This is a genomic window from Pseudomonas sp. Marseille-QA0332, assembly GCF_054950175.1.
Genome location: NZ_CM143106.1, coordinates 982,862 through 1,007,613, shown reverse-complemented (window position 1 = coordinate 1,007,613; position 24,752 = coordinate 982,862). Strand labels below are relative to the sequence as shown.

The window sequence follows — 24,752 nt, the reverse complement described above, 5'->3', positions numbered from 1 at the left end:
CATGGGCTGGACAGAACCGGGAGAGCACCAGCATGTCCATCGAGCACGACGTTCCCCCAGCGACCTTGCGCAAGGTGATCGCTGCCGCGGCCATTGGCAATTTCGTCGAATGGTTCGACTTCGCTGTCTACGGGTTTCTCGCCACCCTCATCGCCAGCCAGTTCTTCGCCAGCTCCGACGCCAGCGTAGCCCTGCTCAAGACCTTCGCCGTGTTCGCCGTGGCGTTCGCCCTGCGGCCGTTGGGCGGGATCGTCTTCGGCGCCCTCGGCGACCGGCTCGGTCGCAAACGTATCCTGTCGCTGACCATCCTGCTGATGGCCGGATCGACGACCCTGATCGGCTTGCTGCCGACCTATGCCAGCATCGGCATCCTGGCCCCGATCCTGCTGACCTTGGCCCGTTGCGTCCAGGGATTCTCCGCTGGCGGCGAATATGCCGGGGCCTGCGCCTACCTGATGGAGCATGCGCCGCGGGACAAGCGGGCCTTCTTTGGCAGCTTCGTGCCGGTCTCGACGTTCTCTGCCTTCGCCTGCGCAGCAGTGGTCGCCTATGGCCTGGAGGCCAGCCTGTCCGCCGAGGCCATGGCGGCCTGGGGCTGGCGCATTCCGTTCCTGGTGGCCGCGCCACTGGGCATCGTCGGCCTGTATCTGCGCTGGCGCATGGAGGAAACCCCCGCGTTCCGCGAAGCGATGAGCGAAGGCAAGGTGCACGCCCACTCCCCCTTCAAGGCGACACTGCTGCATCATGGCCGGGCGATCCGCAACCTTGGCGCCTTCATTTCGCTGACGGCGCTGTCGTTCTACATGTTCACCACCTATTTCTCCACTTACCTGCAACTGGTCGGCAACCTCACCCGTGCGCAGTCGCTGATGGTATCGACCGTGGCCCTGGTCTTCGCCGCCCTGGCCTGCCCGCTGGCGGGACGCTTCTGCGACAGGGTCGGCCGGCGCCGGACCATCGGTTTCACCTGCCTGTGGGTGATGCTGAGCGTGTTTCCGGCGTACTGGCTGGCCAGCTCCGGGTCGGTGCCCGCGGCCATCCTCGGCGTCCTGCTGCTGGCGGTAGGCGCCCTGCTCAGTGGCGTGGTGACTGCCGCCCTGCTCTCGGAGGTGTTTCCGACCCGCACCCGCTACACCGCCTCGGCGATCACCTACAACATGGCCTATACCCTGTTTGGTGGCACTGCGCCGCTGGTAGCGACCTGGCTGATCGGGCTGACCGGCAGCAGCCTGGCACCGGCCTTCTACCTGGTCATCATCGCTTTGCTGGCCTTGGCGGGTGGCCTGGCACTGCCGGAAACCTCGCGCATCTCGCTGCACGACGAGCCGGATGCCGGCCCCGCCGCATCCGGCATTCGGCCAGTTGCCCGATGAACGGCGTGCGCGACCACGGCAGCCGCGCAACGCACACGTCAAGCCAGCTCGGCGCGAGCCGGCAGGCCTGCTGCACGCCTGCCGGCTCGCGCCCTGGTCAGTGCAGATCGAAACGATCGAGTTCCATGACCTTGACCCAGGCGGCGATGAAGTCCCTGACGAACTTCTCGCTGCCATCGTTGCTGGCATACACTTCTGCCACCGCGCGCAACTGGGCATGCGAGCCGAATACCAGGTCGACACGGCTTGCGCTCCATTTCGGCGCGCCAGTGCGACGGTCGCGCCCTTCGAAGATATGCTCGTGCTCCGAAGACGGCTGCCACTGGAGCCCCATGTCCAGCAAATGGGTGAAGAAATCATTGCTCAGGATGCCGGGGCGCTCGGTGAAACGACCATGCCGGCTGCCTTCGGCATCGACACCGAGCACCCGCAGGCCACCCACCAGGACCGCCATCTGCGGCGCGCTCAAGGTCAATAGCTGAGCCTTGTCCACCAGCAGCTTCTCGGCCAGCCCTCGGTACGAGCTCCTGCAGAAATTGCGAAAGCCGTCGGCCACCGGTTCGAGCACGCCGAATGACTCGACGTCGGTTTGCGCCTGGCTGGCATCCGTGCGTCCGGGGTGAAACGGTACGGCAAGGTCGAAGCCGGCGTCGCGAGCTGCCTTCTCGACGCCGGCGCAACCGGCCAGGACGATCAGGTCGGCCAGTGAAATGCGCTTGCCCGTGGTTTGGGCCTGGTCGAACTCGCGCTGGATGTCTCCGAGCTCCGCCAGGACCTTGTCGAGCTGCTCCGGCTGGTTGGCGGCCCAGAAGCGTTGCGGCGCCAGGCGCAACCGGGCGCCGTTGGCTCCGCCACGCTTGTCGGAACCGCGGAAGGTCGATGCCGCCGCCCAGGCGGTGGCCACCAGTTCGGCGACCGTCAGGCCACTGCTCAGTATCCGGCGCTTGAGCATGGCGATATCGTGCTCACCGACCAGAGGATGGTCGACTGGCGGGATGGGATCCTGCCAGAGCAGTTCCTCGTCTGGCAGCTCCGGCCCCAAGTAGCGCGACAACGGACCCATGTCGCGGTGGATCAATTTGTACCAGGCACGGGCGAACGCGTCGGCCAACTGCTCAGGATTGTCCTTGAAGCGGCGGGCGATCGGCTCGTAGATCGGATCGAAGCGAAGCGCCAGGTCGGAAGTGAGCATCGCCGGCGCGTGACGCCGGGTCGGATCATGGGCGTCCGGAACGCGGCCGGCTCCTGCGCCATCCTTGGTACGCCATTGATGGGCGCCGGCCGGACTGCGAGTCAGTTCCCATTCGAAGTTGAAGAGGTTGTCCAGGTATTCGCTGCTCCAGCGCGTCGGGGTCGATGTCCAGGTCACCTCCAGGCCGCTGGTGATGGTATCGGGCCCCTTGCCGCTACCGAGCCTGTTGTGCCACCCAAGGCCCTGGGCTTCCAGGCCCGCCGCCTCGGGTTCGGCTCCGACGTTTTCAGCCGAACCGGCGCCATGGGTCTTGCCGAAGGCATGCCCGCCAGCGATCAGCGCGACGGTTTCCTCATCGTTCATGGCCATGCGCCCAAAGGTCTCGCGAATGTCCTTGGCCGAGGCCAGCGGATCCGGGTTGCCCTCCGGTCCTTCCGGATTGACGTAGATCAGCCCCATCTGCACTGCCGCCAGGGGCGATTCCAGATCACGTCCAGGCGCTTCGTTACGGCTCTCTTCGCTGCCGTGCAACTGCGCCTGGGCGACCAACGCCCCTTCGCCCGAACTGGCATAACGCGCATCGCCGCCCAGCCAGGTGGTCTCCGAACCCCAATAGACATCCTCGTCCGGCTCCCAGGCATCGGCGCGTCCTCCCGAGAAGCCGAAGGTCTTGAAGCCCATGGACTCCAGGGCGACATTGCCGGCCAGCACGATCAGGTCGGCCCAGGACAGGTTGCGTCCGTACTTCTGCTTGATCGGCCACAGCAGGCGCCGGGCCTTGTCCAGGCTGACGTTGTCCGGCCAGCTGTTGAGCGGAGCGAAGCGCTGCTGGCCAGAACCGGCTCCGCCCCGGCCGTCGGCGATCCGGTAGGTTCCGGCGCTGTGCCAGGCCATGCGCACGAACAGCGGTCCGTAGTGGCCGAAGTCGGCGGGCCACCAATCCTGCGAGTCGGTCATCAAGGCATGCAGGTCCTGCTTGAGGGCCTGGAAATCGAGACGCCGGTAGGCCTGGGCATAGTCGAAGCCGGGATCCATGGGGTTCGATCTGCTCGAGTGCTGGTGGAGGATCCGCAGGTTCAACTGGTCGGGCCACCAGTCACGGTTGCTGGTGCCGCCACCGGCGGCGTGATGGAACGGGCATTTCGTTTGGTTCGCCATGTTCGGTCACCTCTGGGTCGGTTCAGTCCAGATTTCCGGGCTATGCCACCTGTCGCCGGCCGAGCATGACGCCGATGCTTGTCTCGTTCCACGGGCCGGTTATCCGGCCCGGGCTCCAACGCCCAAGAGACAGAAAATCCGGATCAGCCCGCGGCCCGATCCGGACGCGTTCCCGCGCAGCCTGGAGACAGGCTAGTCCACCGGGCGAGACTTTCTAATAGGTAAATCCTGCAAGCACGATAGTCGCGATCTTTCAGCCTCAGCCTTGCCACTCAACGCCATCCGTTGCTGGCTTACACTGTGACCTCCGTCCTGTTCGAGCCTGCGCCATGTTCCAGCCAGCCCTAGACCTGTTCGGCCGCCAACCGCAACGCCTGGCCAGCCACGCCGTGCTGCTGCCCTGCTTCGCCCTGGACGAAGTCGAAGCACTGCTCGAGGCCTTGCGCGCGGTCCTGCGTGCCGCACCGTTTCGTCACATGCACACGCCTGGCGGCCTGCCCATGGCCGTCGGCTCGAGCAACTGTGGCGCGCTGGGCTGGATCAGCGATCGCCAAGGGTATCGGTACAGCTCCAACGACCCGCTCAGCGGCCGGCCATGGCCGGCATTGCCCGCAGCGCTCCACGAGCTGGCCAGCCGCGCCGCGGCGACCGCCGGCTTCGGCGGATTCGAGCCGGACGCTTGCCTGATCAACCATTACCGGCCTGGCACCGGCTTGAGCCTGCATCAGGACCGCGATGAGCGCGACTTCGGCCAGCCGATCGTGTCGCTTTCGCTCGGCCTGCCGGCGGTATTTCTCTTCGGAGGGCTGCAGCGGCGCCAACGGCCTCGGCAGGTAGTCTTGAACCATGCCGACGTGCTGGTCTGGGGCGGCGAGGATCGCCTGCGCTTCCATGGCGTGCTGCCGGTCAAGCCAGGCGTGCATCCGCGAATGGGGGAACGGCGCATCAACCTGACGTTTCGCCGGGCGGGATGACGGCCGTGCACATGCGCGGCTGCGCAGGCAGGTCCAAGGCGCTGGCGATGGCTCACCCTGCCAGCGGTGCCAAGGCATGCCGCACGGCATCGCTGCCCAACGTGAGATACCCGGCCCAGATGCCCTGGTGCAGCAGTACGATGGCCCAGAACGGCAATTGGTAGGACAGCTTGCGCGTCTTGTGCCGAAACACTTGCTGGGCCAACAGCGCGCCTGGCCAGCCGCCGCACAGCTCGCTGGCGTGCAAGAGCCTTTCCGGAACGCGCCGGGCCTGCGTCCGGGCCTGCCGTTTGTCGTGCCAGTACAACAGCAGGCTGACCAAGCTGGCCAGCGGATAGCCGGCCAGGACCAGCCAGGCGCCCTCGCCCATTGCCAGGCGCAGCGTCCCGATGCCTGGCAGCAGGCACAAGCCCAGCAAGCCGAACAGTTTCAGCCGCAGATACCTGACGGGCGGCTGCGAAGCCGCTTGCACACGCGCCATGTCAGCCTTGCGCCGTGGTCCAGTCGACCCAGCCGAACAACCAGGTCGCCAGGATCAGCAGGCCAAAGGCGATGCGGTACCAGGCGAACACCGCATAGCTGTGGTTGGCGATGAACTTCAGCAAACCACGCACGGCGACCATGGCGAAGATGAACGAGACCACGAAGCCAATGGCGAACACTGGCAGGTCGGCAGGCTGGAACAGCTCCCGGTACTTGTAGCCCGAGTAGACCGCGGCGCCGACCATGGTCGGCATGGCCAGGAAAAACGAAAACTCGGTGGCAGCCTTGCGCGAAAGACCGAACAGCAAGCCGCCGATGATCGTCGAGCCGGAGCGCGAGGTACCCGGAATCATTGCCACGCACTGCACCAGCCCGATCTTCAGCGCATGGCTCCAGGTCATTTGGTCGACGTGATCGACGTCCACGCGATGGTTGCGCTGCTCGGCCCACAGCATGATCACCCCGCCAACGACCAGTGCGGCCGCCACGGTGATGGGGTTGAACAGGTAGTGATGGATCAGGTCGGCGAACAGCACGCCCAGCACTACCGCCGGCATGAAGGCCAGCAGCAGGTTGGCGGTGAAGCGTCGTGCGCTACGCTCGCGAGGCAGCCCCAGCACCACATCGAGGATCTTGCGTCGAAATTCCCAGACCACGGCCAGGATCGCTCCCAGCTGGATGATGATGTTGAAGGCCATGGCCCGTTCGCCGCCGAACTCGATCAGGTCGGCGACGATGATCTGGTGTCCTGTGCTGGAAATCGGCAGGAACTCGGTGAGCCCCTCGACGATTCCCAGGATGATGGCCTGCAAGGCACTCCATAAATCCATGATTCCCCCATGGGCCTTGTCGACAAGGCAGGCCCTTTGTTCTGGTTCGCGTGTGCTACCGCAAGCGGCGCGCCTTTTTACGGCGAAGGTTGGAGTAACGCCAGCGCAAAAGTTCAGCAGGTGCGAAAGTTTCATCTGCCGCGACCAAGATGCTAGCAGAGGGCCGGTATTCCGACAGGCCATTCAAGGTAATTTTTTCAACACGGTCAGCAGGTTGTCAGGAAACCTTGTGCGTATCGTCATTTTTTTGACGAAAACATTCCCACCTCCAGAACATTCGGACTTCGGGGTACAATCGCGCCTTTTCGCAAGAGGGTCGCCGATGTCCGGCCTTGAAATTTTCGCCGCCGCGCTCGGCGTGCTGGCCGTGTGGCTTACGGTAAAGCAGAATCCCTGGTGCTGGCCGGTCGGGCTGGTCATGGTGCTGGTGTATGCCTGGATCTTCCATGGGGTCCGCCTGTACTCCGACATGCTGCTGCAGTGTGTCTATGCCGTATTGCAGCTGTATGGCTGGTGGCAGTGGACGCGGCCTGGTCGGCCACGGCAGGTACGCCAGGTCACGCGCTTGTCCGCTGCGCCCGCAGCGGCGGGCCTGGGTGTGGGCCTGCTGGCCAGCCTGGCGCTAGGGGCGGCGATGGCCACCTGGACCGACGCGGCACAACCATGGCTGGATGCGGCGTTGACCGGCTTCAGCCTGGTCGCGCAGGTCTGGATGGCGCAGAAACGCTTGCAGTGCTGGCTGCTATGGGGCGTACTGGACGTGCTCTTCGTCGCGCTGTTCCTGCACAAGGCGCTGTATCTCACGGCCGCCTTGTACGCCCTGTTCACCCTGCTGGCCATACGCGGCTGGCTGGAGTGGCGGCGCCCGTGCGCGCCGGTCGCCGCATGAAGGTAGTCGTGCTGTGCGGCCCCGAATCGAGCGGCAAGAGTTGGCTGGCCGGCGAACTCCAGGCTCGCTTCGGCGGGCAGTTGGTCGCCGAGTACGTACGTCATTTCATCGACCAGCAACGACGCGATACTTCCCTGGCGGACATTCCCACGATCGCAAGCGGCCAACTGGCCTGGGAAGACCAGGCGCGCCAGCGCCAGCCGCCATTGCTGATCCTCGATACCCACCTGCTGAGCAACATGCTCTGGAGCCGGGCGCTGTTCGCCGATTGTCCATCCTGGCTCGAACAGGCCTTGCTGTCTCGCCGCTATGACTTGCATCTGCTACTCGACCCACGCGGCGTCGTCTGGGTCGATGACGGCCAGCGCTGCCAGCCTGAGCTGCACAAGCGCCTGGCGTTCTTCGAAGCCAGCCGGAGCTGGCTACAAGCGCATGCCCAGCCCCTGCAAGTCATTCAGGGCGATTGGAGGCAACGACGCAGGCAAGCCTGCGAGGCAGTCGCACGGCTGCTCGGCCTCGAGCCGGATGATTGCAGCAAGTCGTGACCGCACGCTGACGGCGCTTGCTGCCCTGCTATCATCCAGCACATCGATGTGTCTGCTTGATGACAACAAGGAATCGCTTGCGTGAAGGACGTTCTTGCCTGGTGTCGCCGACCTGGCGCCCGACTTGCCAGCTTGGCCGGGCTGGTGCTGTTTCTACCCTTGGCGCTGCGCGCGCTGCTGGGTTGGTCGAGCCCGTTCGGCTATCTGTCGGACCTGGCCATTGGCAGCCTGCTGGTCCTGCTGCTGTACAGGCTGCGCTGGTGGCTGGCACTGCCTGTCCTGCTGCTTTGGGCCGGCCTGCTGGTCGCCTCGGTGGAACTGGTCAGCGCCGTGGGACGCCTGCCGGCCAGTAGCGACCTGACCTACCTGCTGGATCCGCAGTTCATGCAGAATTCCACCGGCGGAGCCCTGTCCCGACCTTGGCTACCTTGGCTGCTGGCCAGCGCGCTGCTGTGCTGGGCTTGCGCGCAGCAGGCCAACCATGGGCGAACCACGGCCAACCTGCCGCGCAAGGCGTGGGCCGTGCCGGCGTTGCTGTTCGCCCTGCACTGGGCTGGCCAGCACCTGGCACCTTCGGATGCCGACCAGTGGCGCCAGTTCAACCTCTCCCATCAGTTGCTCGCCGCCGGCACCGGCGAGCTGCAGCAGCGCGTCGAGGATTGGGCAGGCTTCGACGCGCCTGGCGCGGCGCCATCGATCATCGGCCTGGCGCATGCCGATCTCGACGGCGAGCGACTGTTCGAGGGGCGGGGCCGTGCACGAAACTTGCTGGTGATCGCCCTCGAGGGTATTCCTGGCGCCTACCTGCGCGCCAATCGCCAGGCCTTGCACAGTCGCTTCGACGACGACCTGATGCCCAACCTCAGTCGCTGGGCAGAACGCGGCATGAACACGCCCGACTATGTCCTGCATACCCACCAGACCATCCGTGGCCTGTACGCCATGCTGTGTGGCGACTACGACAAGCTGGACAACGGTACGCCCAAGGGCGTCGAACTGCTGACCCAGGGCGAGCGCAACCAGGCGTGCCTGCCGGAGCAACTGCGACGCAACGGCTTCAGCACCCACTACTTGCAAGGGGCTGGCCTGCGCTTCATGGCCAAGGACCGGATCATGCCGCACATCGGCTTCGATGCGGTGCACGGCCTGGAATGGTTCCGCAACGACAATTACCTGGAGTTCCCCTGGGGCAAGGATGACAAGGCCTTCTTCGAAGGCGCGCTGGACTACCTCGGCCAGCTTCGCCAGCAACGACGCCCGTGGATGCTGACCCTGCTCACGGTCGGCACGCACCAGCCCTACTCCGCGCCCGAGACGTACCTGCAGCGCCATGCCACTGCCAAGCAGGCGGCAGTGGCCTACCTGGACGATGCCATCGGCCAATTCCTCGAGGCGCTGGAGCGCCAGGGCGTAGTGGACGATACGCTGGTGGTGATCACATCCGACGAATCCCATGGCATAGAGGGCGTGCGCCTGGCTTCGGCGTGGGGGTTCAACCTGACCTTGGCACCGGAGCAGGCATCGCTGCCACGCATCAAGCACGGTACTTATGGCCACATCGACCTCGCCGCCTCGTTGCTGGACTATTTCGAACTGCCCATTCCGGCCGCGCTGGGTGGGCGCTCGTTGCTGCGCGACTATCGCAACGGCCGCGAGATCATGTCGTTCACCAACGGCCAGCTGCGCTACCATGACGGCAACGGTCAGTTCACCGAATGCGACTTCCAGCAGCGCTGTCGCCGCTACGCCAGCAGCGGTTTCATCGCCGACAGCGCACGTTATCTCGGTCCCGGCAGCCGCGCCGATGGGCGCCGGATCCTGGCACTAGCCACGACGCTCGACCGTTCGCTGCTGCAGACGCCACTGAACCTGCGCTATCAGTTCGGCGGCCCCGCCGCGATCCCCTTGCAGCCGCGCGTGCGCGATGACTGGGCCGACAACCTGATCGGCGCCCAGTACCTGGAAATGCCCGAAGGCTCCTACACTCGTGTGCGCCTGAAAGTCCGCTCGCTCGAGCCTGGGCACACCGCCTACATTCTGCTCAAGGCCAAGGAAAGCGAACAGGATGTGCCCTTGGGGCTACCTGCACAAATGCCGGTGACGGCCGAAAGCCCCCTGGAAATGGAGTTCACCTTCGACAACCCCACCGTACGCAAGGCGTTCTCGTTCCACCTGCTCGGCTACGGCGCGGGCACGGTGGAAGTCAGCGACTTCAGTGTCATCACCGCGTTGCCTGGCGAGGAAGAACCACTGGCCGATGACGACCAGCCGCAAGCCTGAAGGCTGGCTTGCGGCTCAGCGGATATGGTGCTTGTGCAGCAGTCGATAGAACGTCGGCCGCGAAACGCCAAGCACCTTCGCCGCGATGCTCATGTTGTCGCTGTGCCGATTGAGCACGTCGCATAGCGCCTGGTGTTCGGCTCGGTACTTGTAGTCCTCCAGGGTTCCCATCGGTGTGTCCTCGTTGTCGAGCACCTGCAACCCGAGGTCCTGTGCCTCGATCTGCCGACCTTCGGCCAGCACCAGGCCGCGACGAACCCGGTTGGCCAGCTCCCGCACGTTGCCAGGCCAGTCGTGGCGTGCCATCGCCGCCAGGGCACGGTCGCTGAACGAACGTGGGCGCCGGCCGGTTTCCAGGCTGTAGAACCGGGCAAAGTGATTGGCGAGCATCGCCAGGTCGCCGTGACGTTCGCGCAGGGGCGTCGTGCTGACCTGCAGCACATTGAGGTGATGATAGAGGTCCTCGCGAAACCGAGCGTTCTCGATGGCCTCTTCGAGGTCCACATGGGTCGAGGACAGGATCCGCACGTCGATGGGGATCGGCTGGTCGCCGCCGAGACGGTGGACGTGGTGATGCTCGAGCACGTCCAGCAGGCTGGCCTGCAGGTCCGCCGGCAACTCGGCGACCTCATCGAGGAACAGGATGCCGCCGTCGGCAGCCTCGATTCGCCCGATCTTGCGTTGGTAGGCGCCGGGAAAGGCGCCCTTCTCGTGACCGAAAAGCTCCGAGCGCACCATGTCCTGCGGGATCGCCGCGCAGTTGAAGGTCACGAACGGTTTGTCCCGCCTGGGCGACTGTCGATGCAGGATCCGCGCGGCCAATTCCTTGCCGGAGCCGCTTTCACCCCGAATGAGTACCGGCGAGTCGTCCGCAGCCAGCTTGCCGAGCAGTTTGCGCAGCTCGCGTAGCGAGCGGCTCTCGCCTAGCAGCTCCTGCGCCTGCTCGTCGACCCGGGCCGGCCCGCTGCCCTTGCTGCGCAGGCGAGCCATGCCATGGGCTCGAGCCAATGTGACCTGGACGCGAGCCGGGTCGAAGGGCAAGGTGTGGAAATCGAAGAACCATTCGCAGACGAAATCACCCACGTTCTGCAGACGCAGCTCCTCGGCGCTGAGGGCGGCGATCCACTCGGTATCACTGCGCTCGATCAGTGTCTGGACGGCCTCGGGCTCGCTCAGGTGCGATGCCTGGAGGCGCAACAGCCCTACATCGCAGGCATGCTGCAGGGCCTGGGAGAACGTACAGCAAGTGACGTCCCAGCCGGCACTGCGCAGATCGGGCAAGAGCTGACGGCATTCATCACAGGGGTCGACAATCAATAGACGGCGGTTCGCTGCAGCTTCCGACATGAATTTTTCCTTGGCGCCAGATTTTGATTTTTTACGTAGAAACAGTAGGTTGCAGCGCCCGAATTAACAGTAGCAACGATACGTCAAAAACCCACTACCGTTTGTCGCCGTTTCTTGTCGTCGAGCCGACGAATGGCCAGTGAAAAAAACATCGGTTGCTGTGACTTCTCGCTCGAGAGCGAGCATCACTACCAATGACCCCCACGGCGGCCCCCGGCATGCTTGGCCGCCGTGATTCCATTTCGCTGTATGGGACTTACAGAGAGACCACACCATGAATGCCCCGCTGCGTGTCAACGAAGCACTGCTGATTGCCGACCATGCCTTCGAACCCTTTCAGTGCGTTGCCTGGGATGCGCCCAACGGCACGGGCGAGCTGAGCCTTGCGGTCATCGACCGGACCAGCACCCGCATCGGTAGCAAGCAAGTGTCTCGCAGCGCCTACTCCGATCCGGCGCAATGGCGGCAGGTGATCGAGCAAGTCCGCGCCGAGCTGCGCGAGAAAGGCTATGACTTGCATCCCTGGTCGATGCCCAAGTGAGGTGACCGGCTGGCGGGGCCTGCAAAGCCACCGGTAGAGGATGGCCCGGCCGGGGCTTGCGGCCTGCCGAGGCTGGAGACTGCAGCGCGGTTCGCCTTTGCAGAGAGCCGCGGCAGGGCTCGAACGAGGCCAGCCCCGTCAGGAAGGCCCTTGCCATGGACTTGCCGGGCCACCGGTCGCCATCACCTGGCATTGTTGCAACGTCAGGTAGTCAGCCTGCAACTGTTCGGCCAGCAGTTGGGCGCGACCAATACGCACCGGCGCCGCCTCGATGTCTATCACCAGGCTGGCGCAGGGCATCGGTTGCACGGCCTGCCAGCGGGGCAGACGTCCGTCTGTCAGCACCAAGCAACGCTGCACCTCGCCAGGGTGCCGTTGCTGCCGCGCATGCAGCCAACGGCGCGCTTGCTCCAGTGCCGCCAGCAAAGGCGTGCCGCCTCCTGCGCCCAGCTGCCGCAGCCAGGGTTGCAGCGCCGCCGAGGCTTTGAGGCCATGTCGCTGCCAACGCGGCGCGTTGCCGCTGGCCGTGAGCAGGGCCAGCCGGGCCCGTTGCCGATAGGCCTGGTCGAAACACTCGGCCAGCAAGCCCTTGGCCATGGCCAGGGCCTGGTGGCGTCGAGTCGACGCCGAGGCATCGACGATCACCAGCCACAGTTCCGTACCACGTGCGCTGCGCTGTTGCCAGTGCAAGTCCTGGACCTGGCGCGGACGGCCGTTGAGCAAGGTGCGCGCCCAGGCGACCTTGCCCTGGCCGGCACGTCCCGCCCGGCCGCGTGTGGTATTGGTCGACTTTCCGGCGCGAGGCCGCGCATCCGCCTGGCTGATCTGACGGCGGATGCTCAGGGCTTTTTTGCCCAGTTCGGCACCTCGCGTCGCGGACCGCTGGCGACCGGGCGCGCCGGCAAGGCGCCCCAGTCGCCCTGGCCGCCCTGCTCGTCTCGTGGCGTCGAGCCAGCGGCTGGAGGTTCAGGCGCGGGCGATTCGGCAAGCGGCGCGCGACGCCGGTGACGCAAGGCGAACTCCGCCACGGCCTCCACATCCTGTGTCTCGATGCACGGCGCGCCTCGCCACGCCGCATGGGCACGGGCGGCACGCAACCAGACCAGGTCGGCGCGCAGGCCGTCGACCCCCGCCGCGAAGCAGCGTTCGGTGATCTGGGCCAGGGTCGGATCATCCAGGGCAATGCTCGTCAGCCGCTGACGGGCGGCCTGGCAACGTTCGCGCAGTTGCCTCTGGGCGTCCTGCCAGTGAAGCAGGAACGCCTGCGGATCGCTGTCGAAGGCCAGGCGCCGGCGTAGGATCTGCTGGCGCTCGGCGGGTGGGGGCTGGCCTTCCAGCGCCACGTTCAGGCCGAAACGGTCGAGCAGTTGCGGGCGTAGTTCGCCTTCTTCCGGATTCATGGTGCCGATCAGCACGAAGCGCGCGGCGTGACGGTGGGAAATACCGTCGCGCTCGATGCGATTGGTGCCGCTGGCCGCCACGTCCAGCAACAGGTCGACCAAGGCGTCCGGCAGCAGGTTGACCTCGTCGACATACAATACGCCGCCATCGGCCTGGGCCAGCACGCCTGGGGAAAAGCGCGCCCGCCCTTCGCTGAGCGCCGCATCCAGGTCGAGCGTGCCGACCAGGCGCTCCTCGGTGGCGCCAAGCGGAAGCGTCACGAACGGGCCCTCGCCCAGCAGATCGGCCAGGCCGCGGGCCAGGGTGCTCTTGGCCATGCCGCGCGGTCCTTCGATCAGTACGCCGCCGATCCTGGGATCGATTGCCGTCAGGCACAGCGCCAGCTTCAGCGCATCGGCGCCGACTACCGCGGCCAGTGGAAACAGCAGGGGTTCGTTCATTTCAGGCATCTTCCTCGCCTTCGAGCAATTGTTCCTCGAGAGCATCGCGATAGGCCCCCGGAGCCTGCCACATGCCGCGCTGCTGGGCTTCGAGCAGGCGCTCGGTGATGTCGCGCAAGGCTTCGGGGTTGTGCTGCTGCAAGAAGGCGCGGTTTTCGGCATCGAGCACATAGGCCTCGGCCACGCCCTGGTAATGATGATCGTCGACCAGCCCGGTGGTGGCGTCGAAGGCGAACAGGTTGTCGACCGTTGCCGCCATCTCGAAGGCGCCCTTGTAGCCATGGCGCCTGGCGCCGGCAATCCACTTGGGGTTGAGCGCACGGGCGCGCACGACACGGTTGAGTTCTTCCTTCAAGGTGCGGATGCGCGGCCGGTCGGCCTGGCTGTGGTCGCCATGGTAGCCGACCACTTCGCCACCCCCCAGGGTGTGCGCGGCGGCAAGCATGCCGCCCTGGAACTGGTAGTAGTCGTTGGAATCGAGCAGGTCATGCTCATGGTTGTCCTGGTTCTGCAGCACTGCCTGGACCTGGCCTAGGCGCCGGGCGAACTGCGCCCGGGCCGGCGTGCCCTCGTCGCTGCCACCATAGGCGTAGCCGCCGTGATTAAGATACACCTCGGCAAGGTCCGCACGGCTGTGCCAGAGTCGGCCCTCCACGGCATTCTGCACGCCCGCCCCGTAGGCGCCCGGCTTGGCGCCGAACACCCGCCAGCCGGCCTCGCGCGCGGCCCGCTCGGGCGGCAGCCCTTCGGCCAGCAACGCCTGGCGCTCATGACGAACCTTGGCCGCGAGCGGGTTGAGGTCTGCCGGCTCGTCCAAGGCCGCCACGGCCTGCACCGCGGCATCGAACAGGCGAATCAGGTTGCCGAAGGCATCGCGGAAGAACCCCGAAACCCGCAGGGTCACGTCAACCCGTGGCCGATCGAGCAAGCCCAACGGCAGGATCTCGAAGTCATCGACCCGCTGGCTGCCATTGGCCCACACCGGCCGCACGCCCATCAGTGCCAGGGCCTGGGCGATATCGTCGCCACCGGTGCGCATGGTGGCCGTGCCCCAGACGGACAGGCCGAGCTGGCGCAGGTGATCGCCATGCTCCTGCAGGTGTCGCTCGAGGATCAGGTTGGCCGAGGCGAAACCCAGACGCCATGCCGTGGTGGTCGGCAGATTGCGTACATCGACCGTATAGAAGTTGCGACCGGTCGGCAGCACGTCCAGCCGCCCGCGACTGGGTGCGCCGCTCGGCCCGGCGGGTACGAAACGCCCGGCGAGAGCCGCCAGCAGACCGCCCATCTCGGTTGCGCCACAGGCGTCCAGGGTCGGCGCCAAGTCCTCGACCAGTGCCTGCAGCACATCGACCACTGGCTGCCATGCTGGCGCGACCGGCAACTGCAGCCGCCCTGCGAGCGCCTGTCGGATCAACTCCAGGGCCAGGCGCTCGAGACGCTCGCGGGTATCGCCGCAGGTGCGCCATGGGTCCACGCCCTGCTCGAGCAGCAGCGCCGCGCGCGCGCCTTCCCAAGGCTGGCCAAGGTCGCAGTCCAGCGGGTCGAAGCCAGGCGCCAGCACCTGGCCCAGGCTGCGGATCAGACTGGCGTTGCCGCCCCGGCCATCGCCGCGCGGTACCCGCAACAGGGCCAGCAGCGTATCGTCGCGCAAGCGTCCTTGCGGCGACTGGCCGAATACGTGCAAACCATCACGAATCTGCGACTCCTTCAGGTCGCACAGATAGGTATCGAGCCTTGGCAGCCAGACAGCGGCATCGTCGAGCTGGTCTTCGAGCTGCAGCTCGCGGTCGATGTGGTTGGCCTTGACCAGCGTGAGAATCTCGCGCTGCAACTCACGCGCCCGCCGCGGATCGAGCAGCTGGGCCTCGTAGTACTCGTCGGCCAGTCGTTCCAGCTCGCGCAGCGGGCCGTAGGTCTCGGCGCGGGTCAGCGGCGGCATCAGGTGGTCGATGATCACCGCCTGGGTCCGGCGCTTGGCCTGGGCCCCTTCACCGGGATCGTTGACGATGAAGGGGTAGACGTTGGGCAGCGGCCCGAGCAGGACATCCGGCCAGCACTGCGCCGACAGGCCGACGCCCTTGCCCGGCAGCCACTCGAGGTTGCCGTGCTTGCCGACATGGACCACGGCATCGGCGCCATAGGCGTGGCGCAGCCAGAAATGGAAGGCCAGGTAGCCATGCGGCGGCACCAGGTCCGGGTCATGGTAGACGGCACTGGGATCGATCTGGTAGCCCCGTGCCGGCTGAATGCCGACGAAAGTCAGCCCAAAGCGCAGTCCGGCCACCATCAGCCGCCCATCGCGGCACATCGGATCCTGCTCCGGCGCGCCCCAGCGCTCGAGCACGGCACGCTGGTTGGCCTGTGGCAACTGGGCGAAGGCCTGGGCATAGTCGGCCAAGGCCAGGCTCTGCCCGCACGGGCGCAGGTCCAGGTGTTCGAGGTCGTTGGTCACCCCGCCGAGCAGCGCGTGGACCAAGGCAGTGCCACTGTCCGGCAGGCCGGCCACTGGGTAGCCTTCGGCCTGCAGCGCCTGGAGGATGTTCAGCGCAGCGGCGGGCGTATCGAGCCCGACGCCGTTGCCGATGCGTCCATCACGGGTCGGATAGTTGGCCAGCACCAGGGCGATACGCTTCTGCTCGTTGGGCAGGCGCGCCAGTTCGACCCAGCGGCGGGCCAGCTCGGCGACGAAATCCATGCGCTCGGCATGGGCGCGGTAGCACACCACGTCCGACTGGCTGCGCTCACTGCGCCAGGCCAGGTCCTTGAAGCTGACCGGCCGGGCGATGATCCGTCCGTCGAGCTCCGGCAGGGCGATGTGCATGGCCAGGTCACGCGCGCCCAGGCCCTGTTCGCTGGCTTCCCAGGCAAGCTGGTTGTCCTGGGCACAGATCGCCTGCAACACCGGGATGTCCCGGCGCAGCGGTCGCAGGCTCGGACGCTCGGGGCTGGACAGGGCGAACCCGGTGGTATTGATCAGCACCTCGGCGCCGACCTCGTCCAGCCAGTCCTCGACCTGCGCCAGACAGGCCGCTTCCTTGAGGCTCGCCACCGCGATCGGCAAGGGGTTGAGGCCGGCAGCCTGGAGACGCTCGCAGAAACGGTCGATGAACGCGGTGTTGGCCGCCTGGAGATGGGAACGATAGAACAGGATCGGCGCCACGGGCTGTCGTCGATGCCACTGGCCATACCAGTCCTGCAGCCCGGCACGGCCTTCGACCGGGTGATACACCACGGTGCGCGGCAATGCCTGCGGCTCTTCCCACGGGTAGGTGCGCTGCAACCAGAGGCTGGCCAGGCAGCGGTACAGGTTCAGCGCATTGCCCTTGCCGCCTTGGCGCAGGTAATGCCACAGTCGCTCGGCCTCGGCGCCACGGACCGTGCCCAGGTCGGTGAGCTCCGGGTCAGGCCGGTCGTCGCCGGGCACCATGATCAGCTCGACCCCTCGACTGGCCAGTTCCACCAGTCGTTCGACGCCATAGCGCCAGTAGCCGACACCACCGTGCAGCGAGACCAGGATCAGCTTGGCGTGTTGCAGGACCTGATCGACGTAGAGATCGACCGAGGCATGGTTTTGCACCTGCATCGGATTGGCCAGGCGCAGGCTCGGATAATCGTCCGGCAGCCGTTCGGCGGTTTCGGCCAACAGCGCCAGGTGCGAGTCGCCGCTGCACAGGATCACCAGGTCCGCCGGTGTCTGGCCGAGATCGGCAATGCTGTCATCCGGCACGAAGCCGCCGGGCTGGGTCCGCAGCAGGTGCATCGATCAGGCCTCCAGGGCCTGGCGCAGGCGCGCCTCGAGCAGCGTCGCATCGAGTGCCTGGCCGATCAGCACCAGGCGTGTGACACGTGGCTCGTCCGGCCCCCAGGCACGGTCGAAGTGCTTGTCGAAACGTGTCCCCACGCCCTGGATCAACAGGCGCATGGGTTTGCCGGGAATGGCCGCGAAGCCCTTGGCGCGCAGGATGCCGAACTCCACCACCAGGCCCGACAAGGCGTCGAGCAGACGACGCTCGTCGGCTGGCGGAAGGTCGATGGAGATCGAGTCGAAAGCGTCGTGGTCATGCGCGTCATGGCTTTCGTCATCGTGGTGGCTGTCATGATGGGTACGCCGCGCGTCGATGTGCACCTCGGACTCGGCGCCCACCCCCAGCAGTACCTCCAGCGGCAGTCGGCCACTACTGGCCTCGATCACCTTGACCGCCGGCGGCAGTTCCTCGAGCACTTCGGCACGGACCTTGGCCAGGCCCTCGGCGTCGATCAGGTCCGCCTTGTTCAGCACCACCAGGTCGGCGCTCGCCAGCTGGTCGGCGAACAGCTCGTGCAGTGGCGACTCGTGATCCAGGTTCGGATCGAGCTTGCGCTGGGCATCGACCTGCTCGGGATAGGCCGCGAAGGTGCCGGCGGCCACGGCAGGACTGTCGACCACCGTGATCACCGCGTCGACCGTACAGGCATTGCGGATTTCCGGCCACTGGAACGCCTGGACCAGCGGCTTGGGCAAGGCCAGGCCGCTGGTCTCGATGAGGATATGGTCGAGATCGTCACGCCGGGCAACCAGCTCGCGCATGACTGGGAAGAACTCCTCCTGCACGGTGCAGCACAGGCAACCATTGGCCAGCTCGTAGACGCGCCCGCTGGCCTCCTCCTCGGTGCAGCCGATGCTGCACTGCTTGAGGATCTCGCCGTCGATGCCCAGCTCGCCGAATTCGTTGACGATCACGGCGATCCGCCGTCCCTGGGCGTTATCCAGCATATGCCGCAGCAGCGTGGTCTTGCCCGAGCCGAGAAAGCCGGTGACGATGGTGACGGGAAGCTTGGCCAGTGTTTTCATGTCGATGCCCTTGGCAGGATGGCGGGCATGCGGGACGACAGGCCCTGGCGCCATGAGGCCGGGCTGGCTCGTCACCGGGTCACCCCGCCCGGTTGAAGTCGCGAACGTGTCGAGGCAGGTCTCCTGGCTTGCACCTACCAGCCCTGGCCGGTCGGACCAGGCCTTCCCGCGCTTGCGTGCAGTGGCCCGGAGGGTCCTGTTGCGGTGACTACAGTTGCGGGGGCAGCCGCGGCTTCTACCGCGTTCCCGTCTTAGCTCCGACGCAGGTCGGAGAACCTCGAAGCGGCAAGGCTACGCAGTGCCCGGCGAGCGGTCAACTTCGAGCGACCCTCGCGCTGCGATCGGCGCGTCCGGCGCTCGCTCGGCGTCGGTGTCCGACTACCGATTGACGGCGCCCCGGGCGCGTGGTCTGCTACGCCATCGCGTCAAGCGGCCCTGCCAAGGGTGAAACGGGAAACCGGTGCGTCACGCGCCCCTGCGGGCCGGACGCCGCCGGTGCTGCCCCGCAACGGTCAGCGAGCGAAACGTCAAGGCCACCGTGTCCTGCCGACACGCGAAGGCGACGTTTCCAGGAGCGATGCTCCTGCTCGCCAGCCCGCAGATCGGCCTGACGCCCCTGGGCTTTGTACGAAAAGTCGCCGAGCGGCGATCAGGCAAGGCGAAAACAGGCGAGCAAGCGGAGCTTACTGTTGTAAATGAACATTCCGAGCCTGTTTTCAACGTAGCCTGATCGTCGCGTAGGCACTTTCGTATAAAGCCTGGAAAACCCGCGCTGGGCAGGCGCTCGCTTCGGCCTGGAGCATTGGCCCGGCCATGCCGCGCCTGCTCGTCATCCGCCACCCAGCAGAGGAAAGCGTTCATGCCCACCGCCGAGACGGCCTGGCCAGGAATCAGGCTGTTCGCCGGATTCGGTTGCCGCCGAGGCTGCCCGGCCGATCTTCTGATCGACCTGCTGCGATCGACCCTCGAGGCGCATGCGCTGCCACTGCGGGCGCTCGAAGGCCTGGCCAGCATCGACCTGAAGATCGGCGAGCCGGGGTTGCTGATGCTGGCCGCACGCCTGGACATACCGTTCGAATGTTTCGGCAGCTTGCACCTGGCCGCTTTCGAAGCCTCCCTGAGCCATCGCTCCAGCGCTGCCTGGCGGCACACGGGCTGCTGGGGCATCGCTGAAAGCGCAGCGCTGGCCGTGGCCACGCGCGCATGCGGCTCGGCCCAATTGCTGGTGCCGCGCCAGAGCGCTGGCCAAGCGACGCTGGCATTGGCCTGCAATGCCCCTTTTGCCAGATAATGGCCGCTTTGCCTGCAAGGACTTTTCATGACGGTCTACTTCATCGGTGCCGGCCCCGGCGACCCCGAACTGATCACGGTCAAGGGGCAGCGGCTCATTCGTCGCTGCCCGGTGATCATCTATGCCGGTTCGCTGGTTCCAGCCCAGGTGCTCGAGGGGCACCAGGCCAGCACGCTGATCAACAGCGCCGAACTGCACCTGGAGCAGATCGTCGAGGCGATGCGCGATGCCCACGCCCAAGGCCTGGACGTGGCGCGGGTACACAGCGGCGACCCGAGCCTGTATGGGGCCATCGGCGAGCAGATCCGGCATCTGCGAACACTGGGAATCGACTACCAGATCATTCCTGGCGTCACCGCGACAGCTGCCAGCGCCGCCCTGCTCGGCTGCGAACTGACCCTACCCGACATCGCCCAGACGGTGATCCTCACGCGCTATGGCGACAGCTCGCCAATGCCCGAAGGCGAGGCCCTGGCAGACCTGGCCAGACATCGCAGCACGCTGGCCATCCACCTGGGCGTGCGGCATCTCGAGCGCATCGTTGCCGAGCTGCTGCCGTTCTACGGGCGTGACTGTCCTGTCGCGGTGGTGCATCGGGCAACCTGGCCAGACCAGGACTGGGCCAGGGGCACGCTGGCGGACATCATCGAACAGGTACGCGCCAAGGGATTTCGGCGCACCGCGCTGATTCTGGTCGGCCACGTCCTGGGGGACGCGCCCTTTTCCGAATCCGCCTTGTACCGCGCCGGACATGCCCATCTCTACCGGCCCGGCTAGGTTTTTCCGCACTCGCCGGATGCCCTGTCACAGTGTTCGTGCGGGAAGTCGCCGAGCGGCGCCCAGGCAAGGCGAAACCAGGCAGGACGACGCGCTCACGCTTGGTAGACGAGCATTCGAGCCTGCTTGCAACATGGTGTGATCGCCGTTCAGACACTTTCCCGCACAGCCCAGGCCGCGGCCTCTATGGCCGCATGGCGCCGACCTGGCGCAGAGCCCCCGGCCAGCCTCGGCGTTCCTGGTGGCCTCTGCCCGGCGCGGTAACGATCTCGGCCGGCGAATAATTTGTAGGATTTTTCTACAAAACCGCCCTTCTTTTTCAACATTTCTATGCTAGCCATTATCAATACCGCGGATTCGACGTATCGTGCGCCGCACTGTAAGCAGTTACTGACAGATAGTTTCCTGGATAACTCGGGAAACGGATGAATTTCCGACAGGAGTTTCTCATGACAACTGTGCTGGTGGTGGACGACCACCCCACCGTGCGCCTGGCGGTACGCATGCTGCTCGAGCGCGAACGCTTCATCATCGTCGGAGAGGCCTGCGACGGCAGCGAAGCCGTGACCATGGCCCGCACGTTGAAGCCTGACGTGGTGATCCTCGACATCGCGCTGCCCAAGCTCGAAGGCATGGAAGTGATCAAGCGCCTCAAGCAGATGGAACCGCCGCCACGCATCATGGTGCTGACCGGTCAACCGGCCGACCTGTACGTGCGCCGCTGCCTGGATGCCGGCATCGCGGCGTTCGTCAACAAGGACGAAGACCTCGATGCGGTAGTGTTCGCGTTCAAGGCGCTGCTCAAGGGCTATTCGACCTTTCCGCAGATGTCGGTCAACAGCAATACCTTGGAAAGCGAGAACGACCGACTGGCCAGCCTTTCCAACCGCGAGGTGGAGGTCTTGCGCCGGCTCGCACGCGGCGAGAACAACAAGCACATCGGTGAGCGCATGAACCTCAGCGCCAAGACCATCAGCACCTACCGAGGCAGGATCATGGACAAGCTCAAGACCGAATCGCTGGTGGAAATGGTCGACCTGGCCAAGCGCAACCAGGTGACCTAAGCCTCCATGCGAGCCCTCGCGCTGCTCCTGCTGTTGAGCCAGCTCGCATGCTGGCCGGCCCTGGCGCTGGACTTCGAACCCCGTCACTTGCTGGGCCGCTCGCTCAGCATCGTCCGGCCCCTGGACCTGCCACCGGAGGACCGGCAATGGCTCGCCCAGCGCAAGGTGCTGGTATTGGGCAGCTCACGCCCCGACTATCCACCGTTCGACATCAATATCAGCCGCCAGGACTACGAAGGCATCAGCGCCGACTACGCTGGCCTGGTCAGCCAGTTGCTCGGCATCCCCATCGAGGTACGACGCTTCGCCGATCGCGGCCAAGCCATCGCGGCGCTGCACGCCGGGCAAATCGACCTGCTCGGCAGCTCCAATGCGTTCGAGGCCGCCGACGCCCAGCTGATGCTCAGCCAACCCTATGCCGACGACTTGCCCGTGCTGGTCACACTGCCTGATCGATCGCTGGGCACTGCCCATGACCTGGCCGGCCTGCGCCTGGCCATGGTCGACCACTACCTGCCTCACGATCGAGTCCGCGCGCTGTACCCCAATGCCACGCTGATGCCGCTGAGTTCGACACTGGCGGGGTTGTCGGCCGTGCTGCTGGGCCAGGCCGATGCCTACCTGGGCGATGCGATCAGCAGCGACTACCTGATCGCCAAGAGCTACCTGGGCCAGCTGCGCATCGATCACTTCGTGCAGGCGCCCCGCGAATCCTTCGCCTTCGCCCTGTCGCAGGAGGCCACTCGCCTGCGCAGCCTGCTGGACCGAGCGCTGGCCGCCATCGGCGACAGCGAGCGACTGAACATCCTGCGTCGCTGGACCAGCGGCACCGCACGCACGCTGCTCGAACAGCAGACCTCGGCTCTGACCCGCGAAGAGCGCCGCTGGCTGCGCGAGCATCCCACCGTCAAGGTATTGGTGACACCCACCCTGGCCCCGCTGACCTTCGAAGACGACCAGCAGCGACTCAGCGGCATGACCATCGACCTGCTCGAGCGGATCAGCCTGCGCACCGGCCTGCACTTCGACATCCAGTCCAGCGACTCGGTACAGGCCATGGTCGACCAGGTAGCCAGCGGCCAGGCGGACCTGATCGGCGCGCTGGGCTATGGCGACGAACGCGCCAAGCGCTTGCTCTATACCCGCCCCTACCTGGTCAGCCCGCGGGTCATCGTGACCCGCAGCGATGCGCCGCGGCCAGCGCTACCGCTGCGCCTGGGCGGCCAGCGCGTGGCCTTGCTGCGCGGCTCGCCACTGACCCCGGCGCTGCTGGCGAACCATCCCGGCGCACGCGTGGTGGAAGTGGAAAACCCGTTGCGCATGATGGACGCGGTAGCCAGCGGTCGGGCCGACCTGGCGCTCAGCTCGCAAGTCAACGCCAGCTACTACATCAGCCGTCTGTTCAAGGATCGGCTGCGCATCGCTTCGCTGTACGGTGACGACCCGGCCATCGCCGCCTTCGCCGTGGCGCCTGGGCAACCCCAGCTGCAAGCGATCCTGGACAAGACCTTGCTGGCCATCGCCCCGGAGGAAATGGAACAGTTGCTCGGCCGCTGGCGGACCAATGCGCTGGTCGGCGCCAGTCCGTGGCACGACTACCGCACCATCGCCTTGCAGATCCTGGTGTTTTCCGCGCTGTTGCTGGCCGGCGTGGTGTTCTGGAACAGCTACCTGCGCCGGCTCATCCAGCAGCGGACCGAGGCCCAGCAGGCGCTGCAGGGCCAATTGGCGGTGACCCGCGACCTGCTCGAGCAACTGCGCCAGGCCAAGGACAACGCCGAACAGGCCAACCGTGCCAAGAGCAGTTTCCTGGCCATCATGAGTCACGAGATACGCACACCCATGAACGCCGTGATCGGCCTGCTAGAACTGGCCCTGCAGGACAGCGAGCAAGGGCGGCCTGATCGCGCCTCGCTGCAGGCCGCGCATGACTCGGCGGTCGGTCTGCTGGCGCTGATCGGCGACATTCTCGACATTTCGCGCATCGAGTCCGGCCACATGACCCTCCAGCCGGTGCCCACCGACCTGGTGGAGCTGGTTCGTTCGACCTTGCGGGTGTTCGAGGGCAATGCCAGGGTCAAGGGCCTGCGCCTGCATGCCAGCCTGCCATTGGCCCCTGCCTGGGTCCAGGTCGACCCGTTGCGGGTCCGACAGGTATTGTCCAATCTGCTGAGCAATGCCATCAAGTTCACCGACCAGGGCCATGTCCAGGTCAACCTCGTCCTCGCTGGCGTGCCGCCGGGGCAACCGTTGCCGGTGCATCTGCAGATACGCGACAGCGGCGTCGGCATCAGCGAGCAGGACCAGGCGCGCCTGTTCAAGGTCTTCGCCCAAGTCGCCGGTGAGCGGGCCCAGCAAGGCGCTGGCCTGGGGCTGGTGATCAGCCGGACCCTCTGCGAGCTGATGGGCGGAAGCCTGCACTTGCAGAGCGTCCAGGGCGTCGGCACGCAGGTCGACGTGCACCTGTTGCTCGAGACGGCCTCCCCGGCCCCTTCCTCGCCAGCGCCGGCCAGTGCCGCGGTTGCCGGCATGCCCCTGCGGGTACTGGTGGTGGATGACTACCCGGCCAGCCTGATGCTGCTGGAGAAGCAACTGGCAAGCCTGGGTCACCAGGTGACCGTTGCGCAAGATGGCGAGCTGGCCCTGGAGCACTGGCGGCGTGAGCGTTTCGATCTCGTGCTCACCGACGTTGCCATGCCGCGGCTCGATGGCCATGGCCTGACCCAGCGCATCCGCCAGCTGGAGCGCGAGCTGGAACGGCCCGCCTGCATGATCATCGGCCTGACTGCCAACGCCCAGGCCGAGGAACGTCAACGTTGCCAGGAGAGCGGCATGGACGACTGCCTGTTCAAGCCCATCGGTTTGCAGACCCTGCGCGCCCACCTACCCTCGCCCACGTTGCCGTCCGGGCCGGACAGGCAAATGGCGACCAGGCCCAGCGGGTTCGACCTCGGACAACTGCGCCACCTGACCCAGGACGACGAAGCGCTGGTCCAGCGCCTGGTGCGGCAGTTGGCCCAGAGCAACGCCGACGATCTGCAGGCCTTGCTCGAGCTTGGCGAGCAGCCTGACAGCCAGCCGTTGCGCCAACTGGTGCACCGCATCAAGGGTGGCGCCAAGATGATCAAGGCGCGCGGAGTCGTGGCCGACTGCGAAGCCATCGAGCAAGCTGAAGCGTCCGCGTCGATCGGTACGCTGCTCGATAACCTCAAGGCGAGCCTGCGAGGTCTGGCGCAAGACCTGCAGCGTCACCAGCGTGCCGAAAATGGCGACCCGTGAAACCTGGCTGACCAAGCCGGCGCAGTGGAACGGGCCTGGTGCCCTTGCGGTCAG

General features: G+C 66.1%; 18 protein-coding genes and 2 riboswitches. Of the genes, 10 read left to right on the top strand and 8 right to left on the bottom strand.

Going from position 1 to position 24,752, the window contains the following annotated elements; all coding sequences use genetic code 11:
* Positions 1 to 32: 32 nt before the first annotated feature.
* The gene (locus ACY8GK_RS04915) at positions 33 to 1,373 is read left to right on the top strand and encodes an MFS transporter (RefSeq protein ID WP_462402468.1); all 1,341 of its coding nucleotides are present in this window, start codon (positions 33 to 35) and stop codon (positions 1,371 to 1,373) included.
* A 97-nt stretch (positions 1,374 to 1,470) separates the two neighbouring features.
* Here ACY8GK_RS04915 and katG read toward each other — a convergent pair whose 3' ends face one another.
* Positions 1,471 to 3,723 carry a catalase/peroxidase HPI gene (katG, locus tag ACY8GK_RS04910; RefSeq protein ID WP_462402467.1) on the bottom strand — a complete coding sequence of 751 codons (2,253 nt, stop codon included), beginning with the start codon at positions 3,721 to 3,723 and terminating at the stop codon, positions 1,471 to 1,473.
* Between the two features lie 329 nt (positions 3,724 to 4,052).
* Here katG and alkB point away from each other — a divergent pair, with 329 nt between their 5' ends.
* Positions 4,053 to 4,697, top strand: coding sequence for a DNA oxidative demethylase AlkB (gene alkB, locus ACY8GK_RS04905; protein WP_196174809.1), 645 nt, complete (start codon positions 4,053 to 4,055; stop codon positions 4,695 to 4,697).
* A gap of 52 nt (positions 4,698 to 4,749) precedes the next feature.
* On the opposite strand, the gene ACY8GK_RS04900 is transcribed toward alkB, so the two are convergent.
* Positions 4,750 to 5,178 (bottom strand): DUF1294 domain-containing protein, encoded by a 429-nt coding sequence (locus ACY8GK_RS04900; protein ID WP_196174810.1) that lies wholly within the window; start codon positions 5,176 to 5,178, stop codon positions 4,750 to 4,752.
* 1 nt (position 5,179) lies between these two features.
* Positions 5,180 to 6,010, bottom strand: a complete 831-nt coding sequence (locus tag ACY8GK_RS04895; protein WP_462402466.1) for an undecaprenyl-diphosphate phosphatase — start codon at positions 6,008 to 6,010, stop codon at positions 5,180 to 5,182.
* Positions 6,011 to 6,332: 322 nt separating this feature from the next.
* On the opposite strand from ACY8GK_RS04895, the gene pnuC reads away from it, so the two are divergent.
* From pnuC to ACY8GK_RS04880, 3 genes are all read left to right on the top strand, one after another.
* Positions 6,333 to 6,899, top strand: coding sequence for a nicotinamide riboside transporter PnuC (gene pnuC, locus ACY8GK_RS04890; RefSeq protein ID WP_462402465.1), 567 nt, complete (start codon positions 6,333 to 6,335; stop codon positions 6,897 to 6,899).
* Positions 6,896 to 7,444 carry an AAA family ATPase gene (locus tag ACY8GK_RS04885; RefSeq protein ID WP_462402464.1) on the top strand — a complete coding sequence of 183 codons (549 nt, stop codon included), beginning with the start codon at positions 6,896 to 6,898 and terminating at the stop codon, positions 7,442 to 7,444. The genes pnuC and ACY8GK_RS04885 overlap by 4 nt, the downstream gene beginning before the upstream one ends.
* 81 nt (positions 7,445 to 7,525) lie before the next feature.
* Entirely contained in the window at positions 7,526 to 9,724 is a 2,199-nt protein-coding gene (locus ACY8GK_RS04880; RefSeq protein WP_462402463.1) for an LTA synthase family protein, read from the top strand.
* A gap of 15 nt (positions 9,725 to 9,739) precedes the next feature.
* Here ACY8GK_RS04880 and ACY8GK_RS04875 read toward each other — a convergent pair whose 3' ends face one another.
* Complete coding sequence (locus tag ACY8GK_RS04875) at positions 9,740 to 11,071, bottom strand: sigma-54-dependent transcriptional regulator (RefSeq protein WP_462402462.1); 1,332 nt, start codon at positions 11,069 to 11,071, stop codon at positions 9,740 to 9,742.
* Between the two features lie 274 nt (positions 11,072 to 11,345).
* Between ACY8GK_RS04875 and ACY8GK_RS04870 the strand changes: the two genes are divergently transcribed.
* Positions 11,346 to 11,612 (top strand): hypothetical protein, encoded by a 267-nt coding sequence (locus ACY8GK_RS04870; protein ID WP_196174816.1) that lies wholly within the window; start codon positions 11,346 to 11,348, stop codon positions 11,610 to 11,612.
* Between the two features lie 138 nt (positions 11,613 to 11,750).
* Here the strand turns inward: ACY8GK_RS04870 and ACY8GK_RS04865 are convergent, their stop codons facing one another.
* The 4 genes from ACY8GK_RS04865 to cobW form a co-directional block, all read right to left on the bottom strand.
* Positions 11,751 to 12,335, bottom strand: coding sequence for a vWA domain-containing protein (locus ACY8GK_RS04865; protein WP_230375323.1), 585 nt, complete (start codon positions 12,333 to 12,335; stop codon positions 11,751 to 11,753).
* A gap of 116 nt (positions 12,336 to 12,451) precedes the next feature.
* Positions 12,452 to 13,453 carry an ATP-binding protein gene (locus ACY8GK_RS04860; protein WP_196174817.1) on the bottom strand — a complete coding sequence of 334 codons (1,002 nt, stop codon included), beginning with the start codon at positions 13,451 to 13,453 and terminating at the stop codon, positions 12,452 to 12,454.
* A 1-nt stretch (position 13,454) separates the two neighbouring features.
* Positions 13,455 to 17,216 carry a cobaltochelatase subunit CobN gene (gene cobN, locus ACY8GK_RS04855; protein WP_462402461.1) on the bottom strand — a complete coding sequence of 1,254 codons (3,762 nt, stop codon included), beginning with the start codon at positions 17,214 to 17,216 and terminating at the stop codon, positions 13,455 to 13,457.
* 3 nt (positions 17,217 to 17,219) lie between these two features.
* Positions 17,220 to 18,287, bottom strand: a complete 1,068-nt coding sequence (gene cobW, locus ACY8GK_RS04850; RefSeq protein WP_462402460.1) for a cobalamin biosynthesis protein CobW — start codon at positions 18,285 to 18,287, stop codon at positions 17,220 to 17,222.
* A 96-nt stretch (positions 18,288 to 18,383) separates the two neighbouring features.
* Positions 18,384 to 18,582: riboswitch (cobalamin riboswitch) on the bottom strand.
* A 115-nt stretch (positions 18,583 to 18,697) separates the two neighbouring features.
* Positions 18,698 to 18,912, top strand: a riboswitch (cobalamin riboswitch).
* A 234-nt stretch (positions 18,913 to 19,146) separates the two neighbouring features.
* Here cobW and ACY8GK_RS04845 point away from each other — a divergent pair.
* The 4 genes from ACY8GK_RS04845 to ACY8GK_RS04830 all read left to right on the top strand — a co-directional run bounded on the left by ACY8GK_RS04845 (position 19,147) and on the right by ACY8GK_RS04830 (position 24,698).
* On the top strand, positions 19,147 to 19,578 hold the full coding sequence (locus ACY8GK_RS04845) for a cobalamin biosynthesis protein (RefSeq protein ID WP_462402459.1): 432 nt from the start codon (positions 19,147 to 19,149) through the stop codon (positions 19,576 to 19,578).
* Between the two features lie 27 nt (positions 19,579 to 19,605).
* Positions 19,606 to 20,355 (top strand): precorrin-4 C(11)-methyltransferase, encoded by a 750-nt coding sequence (gene cobM / locus ACY8GK_RS04840; protein ID WP_462402458.1) that lies wholly within the window; start codon positions 19,606 to 19,608, stop codon positions 20,353 to 20,355.
* A 449-nt stretch (positions 20,356 to 20,804) separates the two neighbouring features.
* Positions 20,805 to 21,419 carry a response regulator transcription factor gene (locus ACY8GK_RS04835; RefSeq protein ID WP_196174822.1) on the top strand — a complete coding sequence of 205 codons (615 nt, stop codon included), beginning with the start codon at positions 20,805 to 20,807 and terminating at the stop codon, positions 21,417 to 21,419.
* A 6-nt stretch (positions 21,420 to 21,425) separates the two neighbouring features.
* Positions 21,426 to 24,698 (top strand): transporter substrate-binding domain-containing protein, encoded by a 3,273-nt coding sequence (locus tag ACY8GK_RS04830; protein ID WP_462402457.1) that lies wholly within the window; start codon positions 21,426 to 21,428, stop codon positions 24,696 to 24,698.
* The last annotated feature ends 54 nt before the right edge of the window (positions 24,699 to 24,752 follow it).

What these genes read in the sequence shown, in the direction of transcription:
- ACY8GK_RS04835 (WP_196174822.1), top strand. Translation starts at nt 20,805, where the DNA reads ATGACAACTGTGCTGGTGGTGGACGACCACCCCACCGTGCGCCTGGCG.
- ACY8GK_RS04860 (WP_196174817.1), bottom strand. Translation starts at nt 13,453, where the DNA reads ATGAACGAACCCCTGCTGTTTCCACTGGCCGCGGTAGTCGGCGCCGAT.
- ACY8GK_RS04870 (WP_196174816.1), top strand. Translation starts at nt 11,346, where the DNA reads ATGAATGCCCCGCTGCGTGTCAACGAAGCACTGCTGATTGCCGACCAT.
- pnuC (WP_462402465.1), top strand. Translation starts at nt 6,333, where the DNA reads ATGTCCGGCCTTGAAATTTTCGCCGCCGCGCTCGGCGTGCTGGCCGTG.
- cobW (WP_462402460.1), bottom strand. Translation starts at nt 18,287, where the DNA reads ATGAAAACACTGGCCAAGCTTCCCGTCACCATCGTCACCGGCTTTCTC.
- cobN (WP_462402461.1), bottom strand. Translation starts at nt 17,216, where the DNA reads ATGCACCTGCTGCGGACCCAGCCCGGCGGCTTCGTGCCGGATGACAGC.
- ACY8GK_RS04830 (WP_462402457.1), top strand. Translation starts at nt 21,426, where the DNA reads ATGCGAGCCCTCGCGCTGCTCCTGCTGTTGAGCCAGCTCGCATGCTGG.
- ACY8GK_RS04900 (WP_196174810.1), bottom strand. Translation starts at nt 5,178, where the DNA reads ATGGCGCGTGTGCAAGCGGCTTCGCAGCCGCCCGTCAGGTATCTGCGG.
- ACY8GK_RS04885 (WP_462402464.1), top strand. Translation starts at nt 6,896, where the DNA reads ATGAAGGTAGTCGTGCTGTGCGGCCCCGAATCGAGCGGCAAGAGTTGG.
- alkB (WP_196174809.1), top strand. Translation starts at nt 4,053, where the DNA reads ATGTTCCAGCCAGCCCTAGACCTGTTCGGCCGCCAACCGCAACGCCTG.
- ACY8GK_RS04845 (WP_462402459.1), top strand. Translation starts at nt 19,147, where the DNA reads ATGCCCACCGCCGAGACGGCCTGGCCAGGAATCAGGCTGTTCGCCGGA.
- ACY8GK_RS04915 (WP_462402468.1), top strand. Translation starts at nt 33, where the DNA reads ATGTCCATCGAGCACGACGTTCCCCCAGCGACCTTGCGCAAGGTGATC.
- ACY8GK_RS04895 (WP_462402466.1), bottom strand. Translation starts at nt 6,010, where the DNA reads ATGGATTTATGGAGTGCCTTGCAGGCCATCATCCTGGGAATCGTCGAG.
- cobM (WP_462402458.1), top strand. Translation starts at nt 19,606, where the DNA reads ATGACGGTCTACTTCATCGGTGCCGGCCCCGGCGACCCCGAACTGATC.
- katG (WP_462402467.1), bottom strand. Translation starts at nt 3,723, where the DNA reads ATGGCGAACCAAACGAAATGCCCGTTCCATCACGCCGCCGGTGGCGGC.
- ACY8GK_RS04875 (WP_462402462.1), bottom strand. Translation starts at nt 11,071, where the DNA reads ATGTCGGAAGCTGCAGCGAACCGCCGTCTATTGATTGTCGACCCCTGT.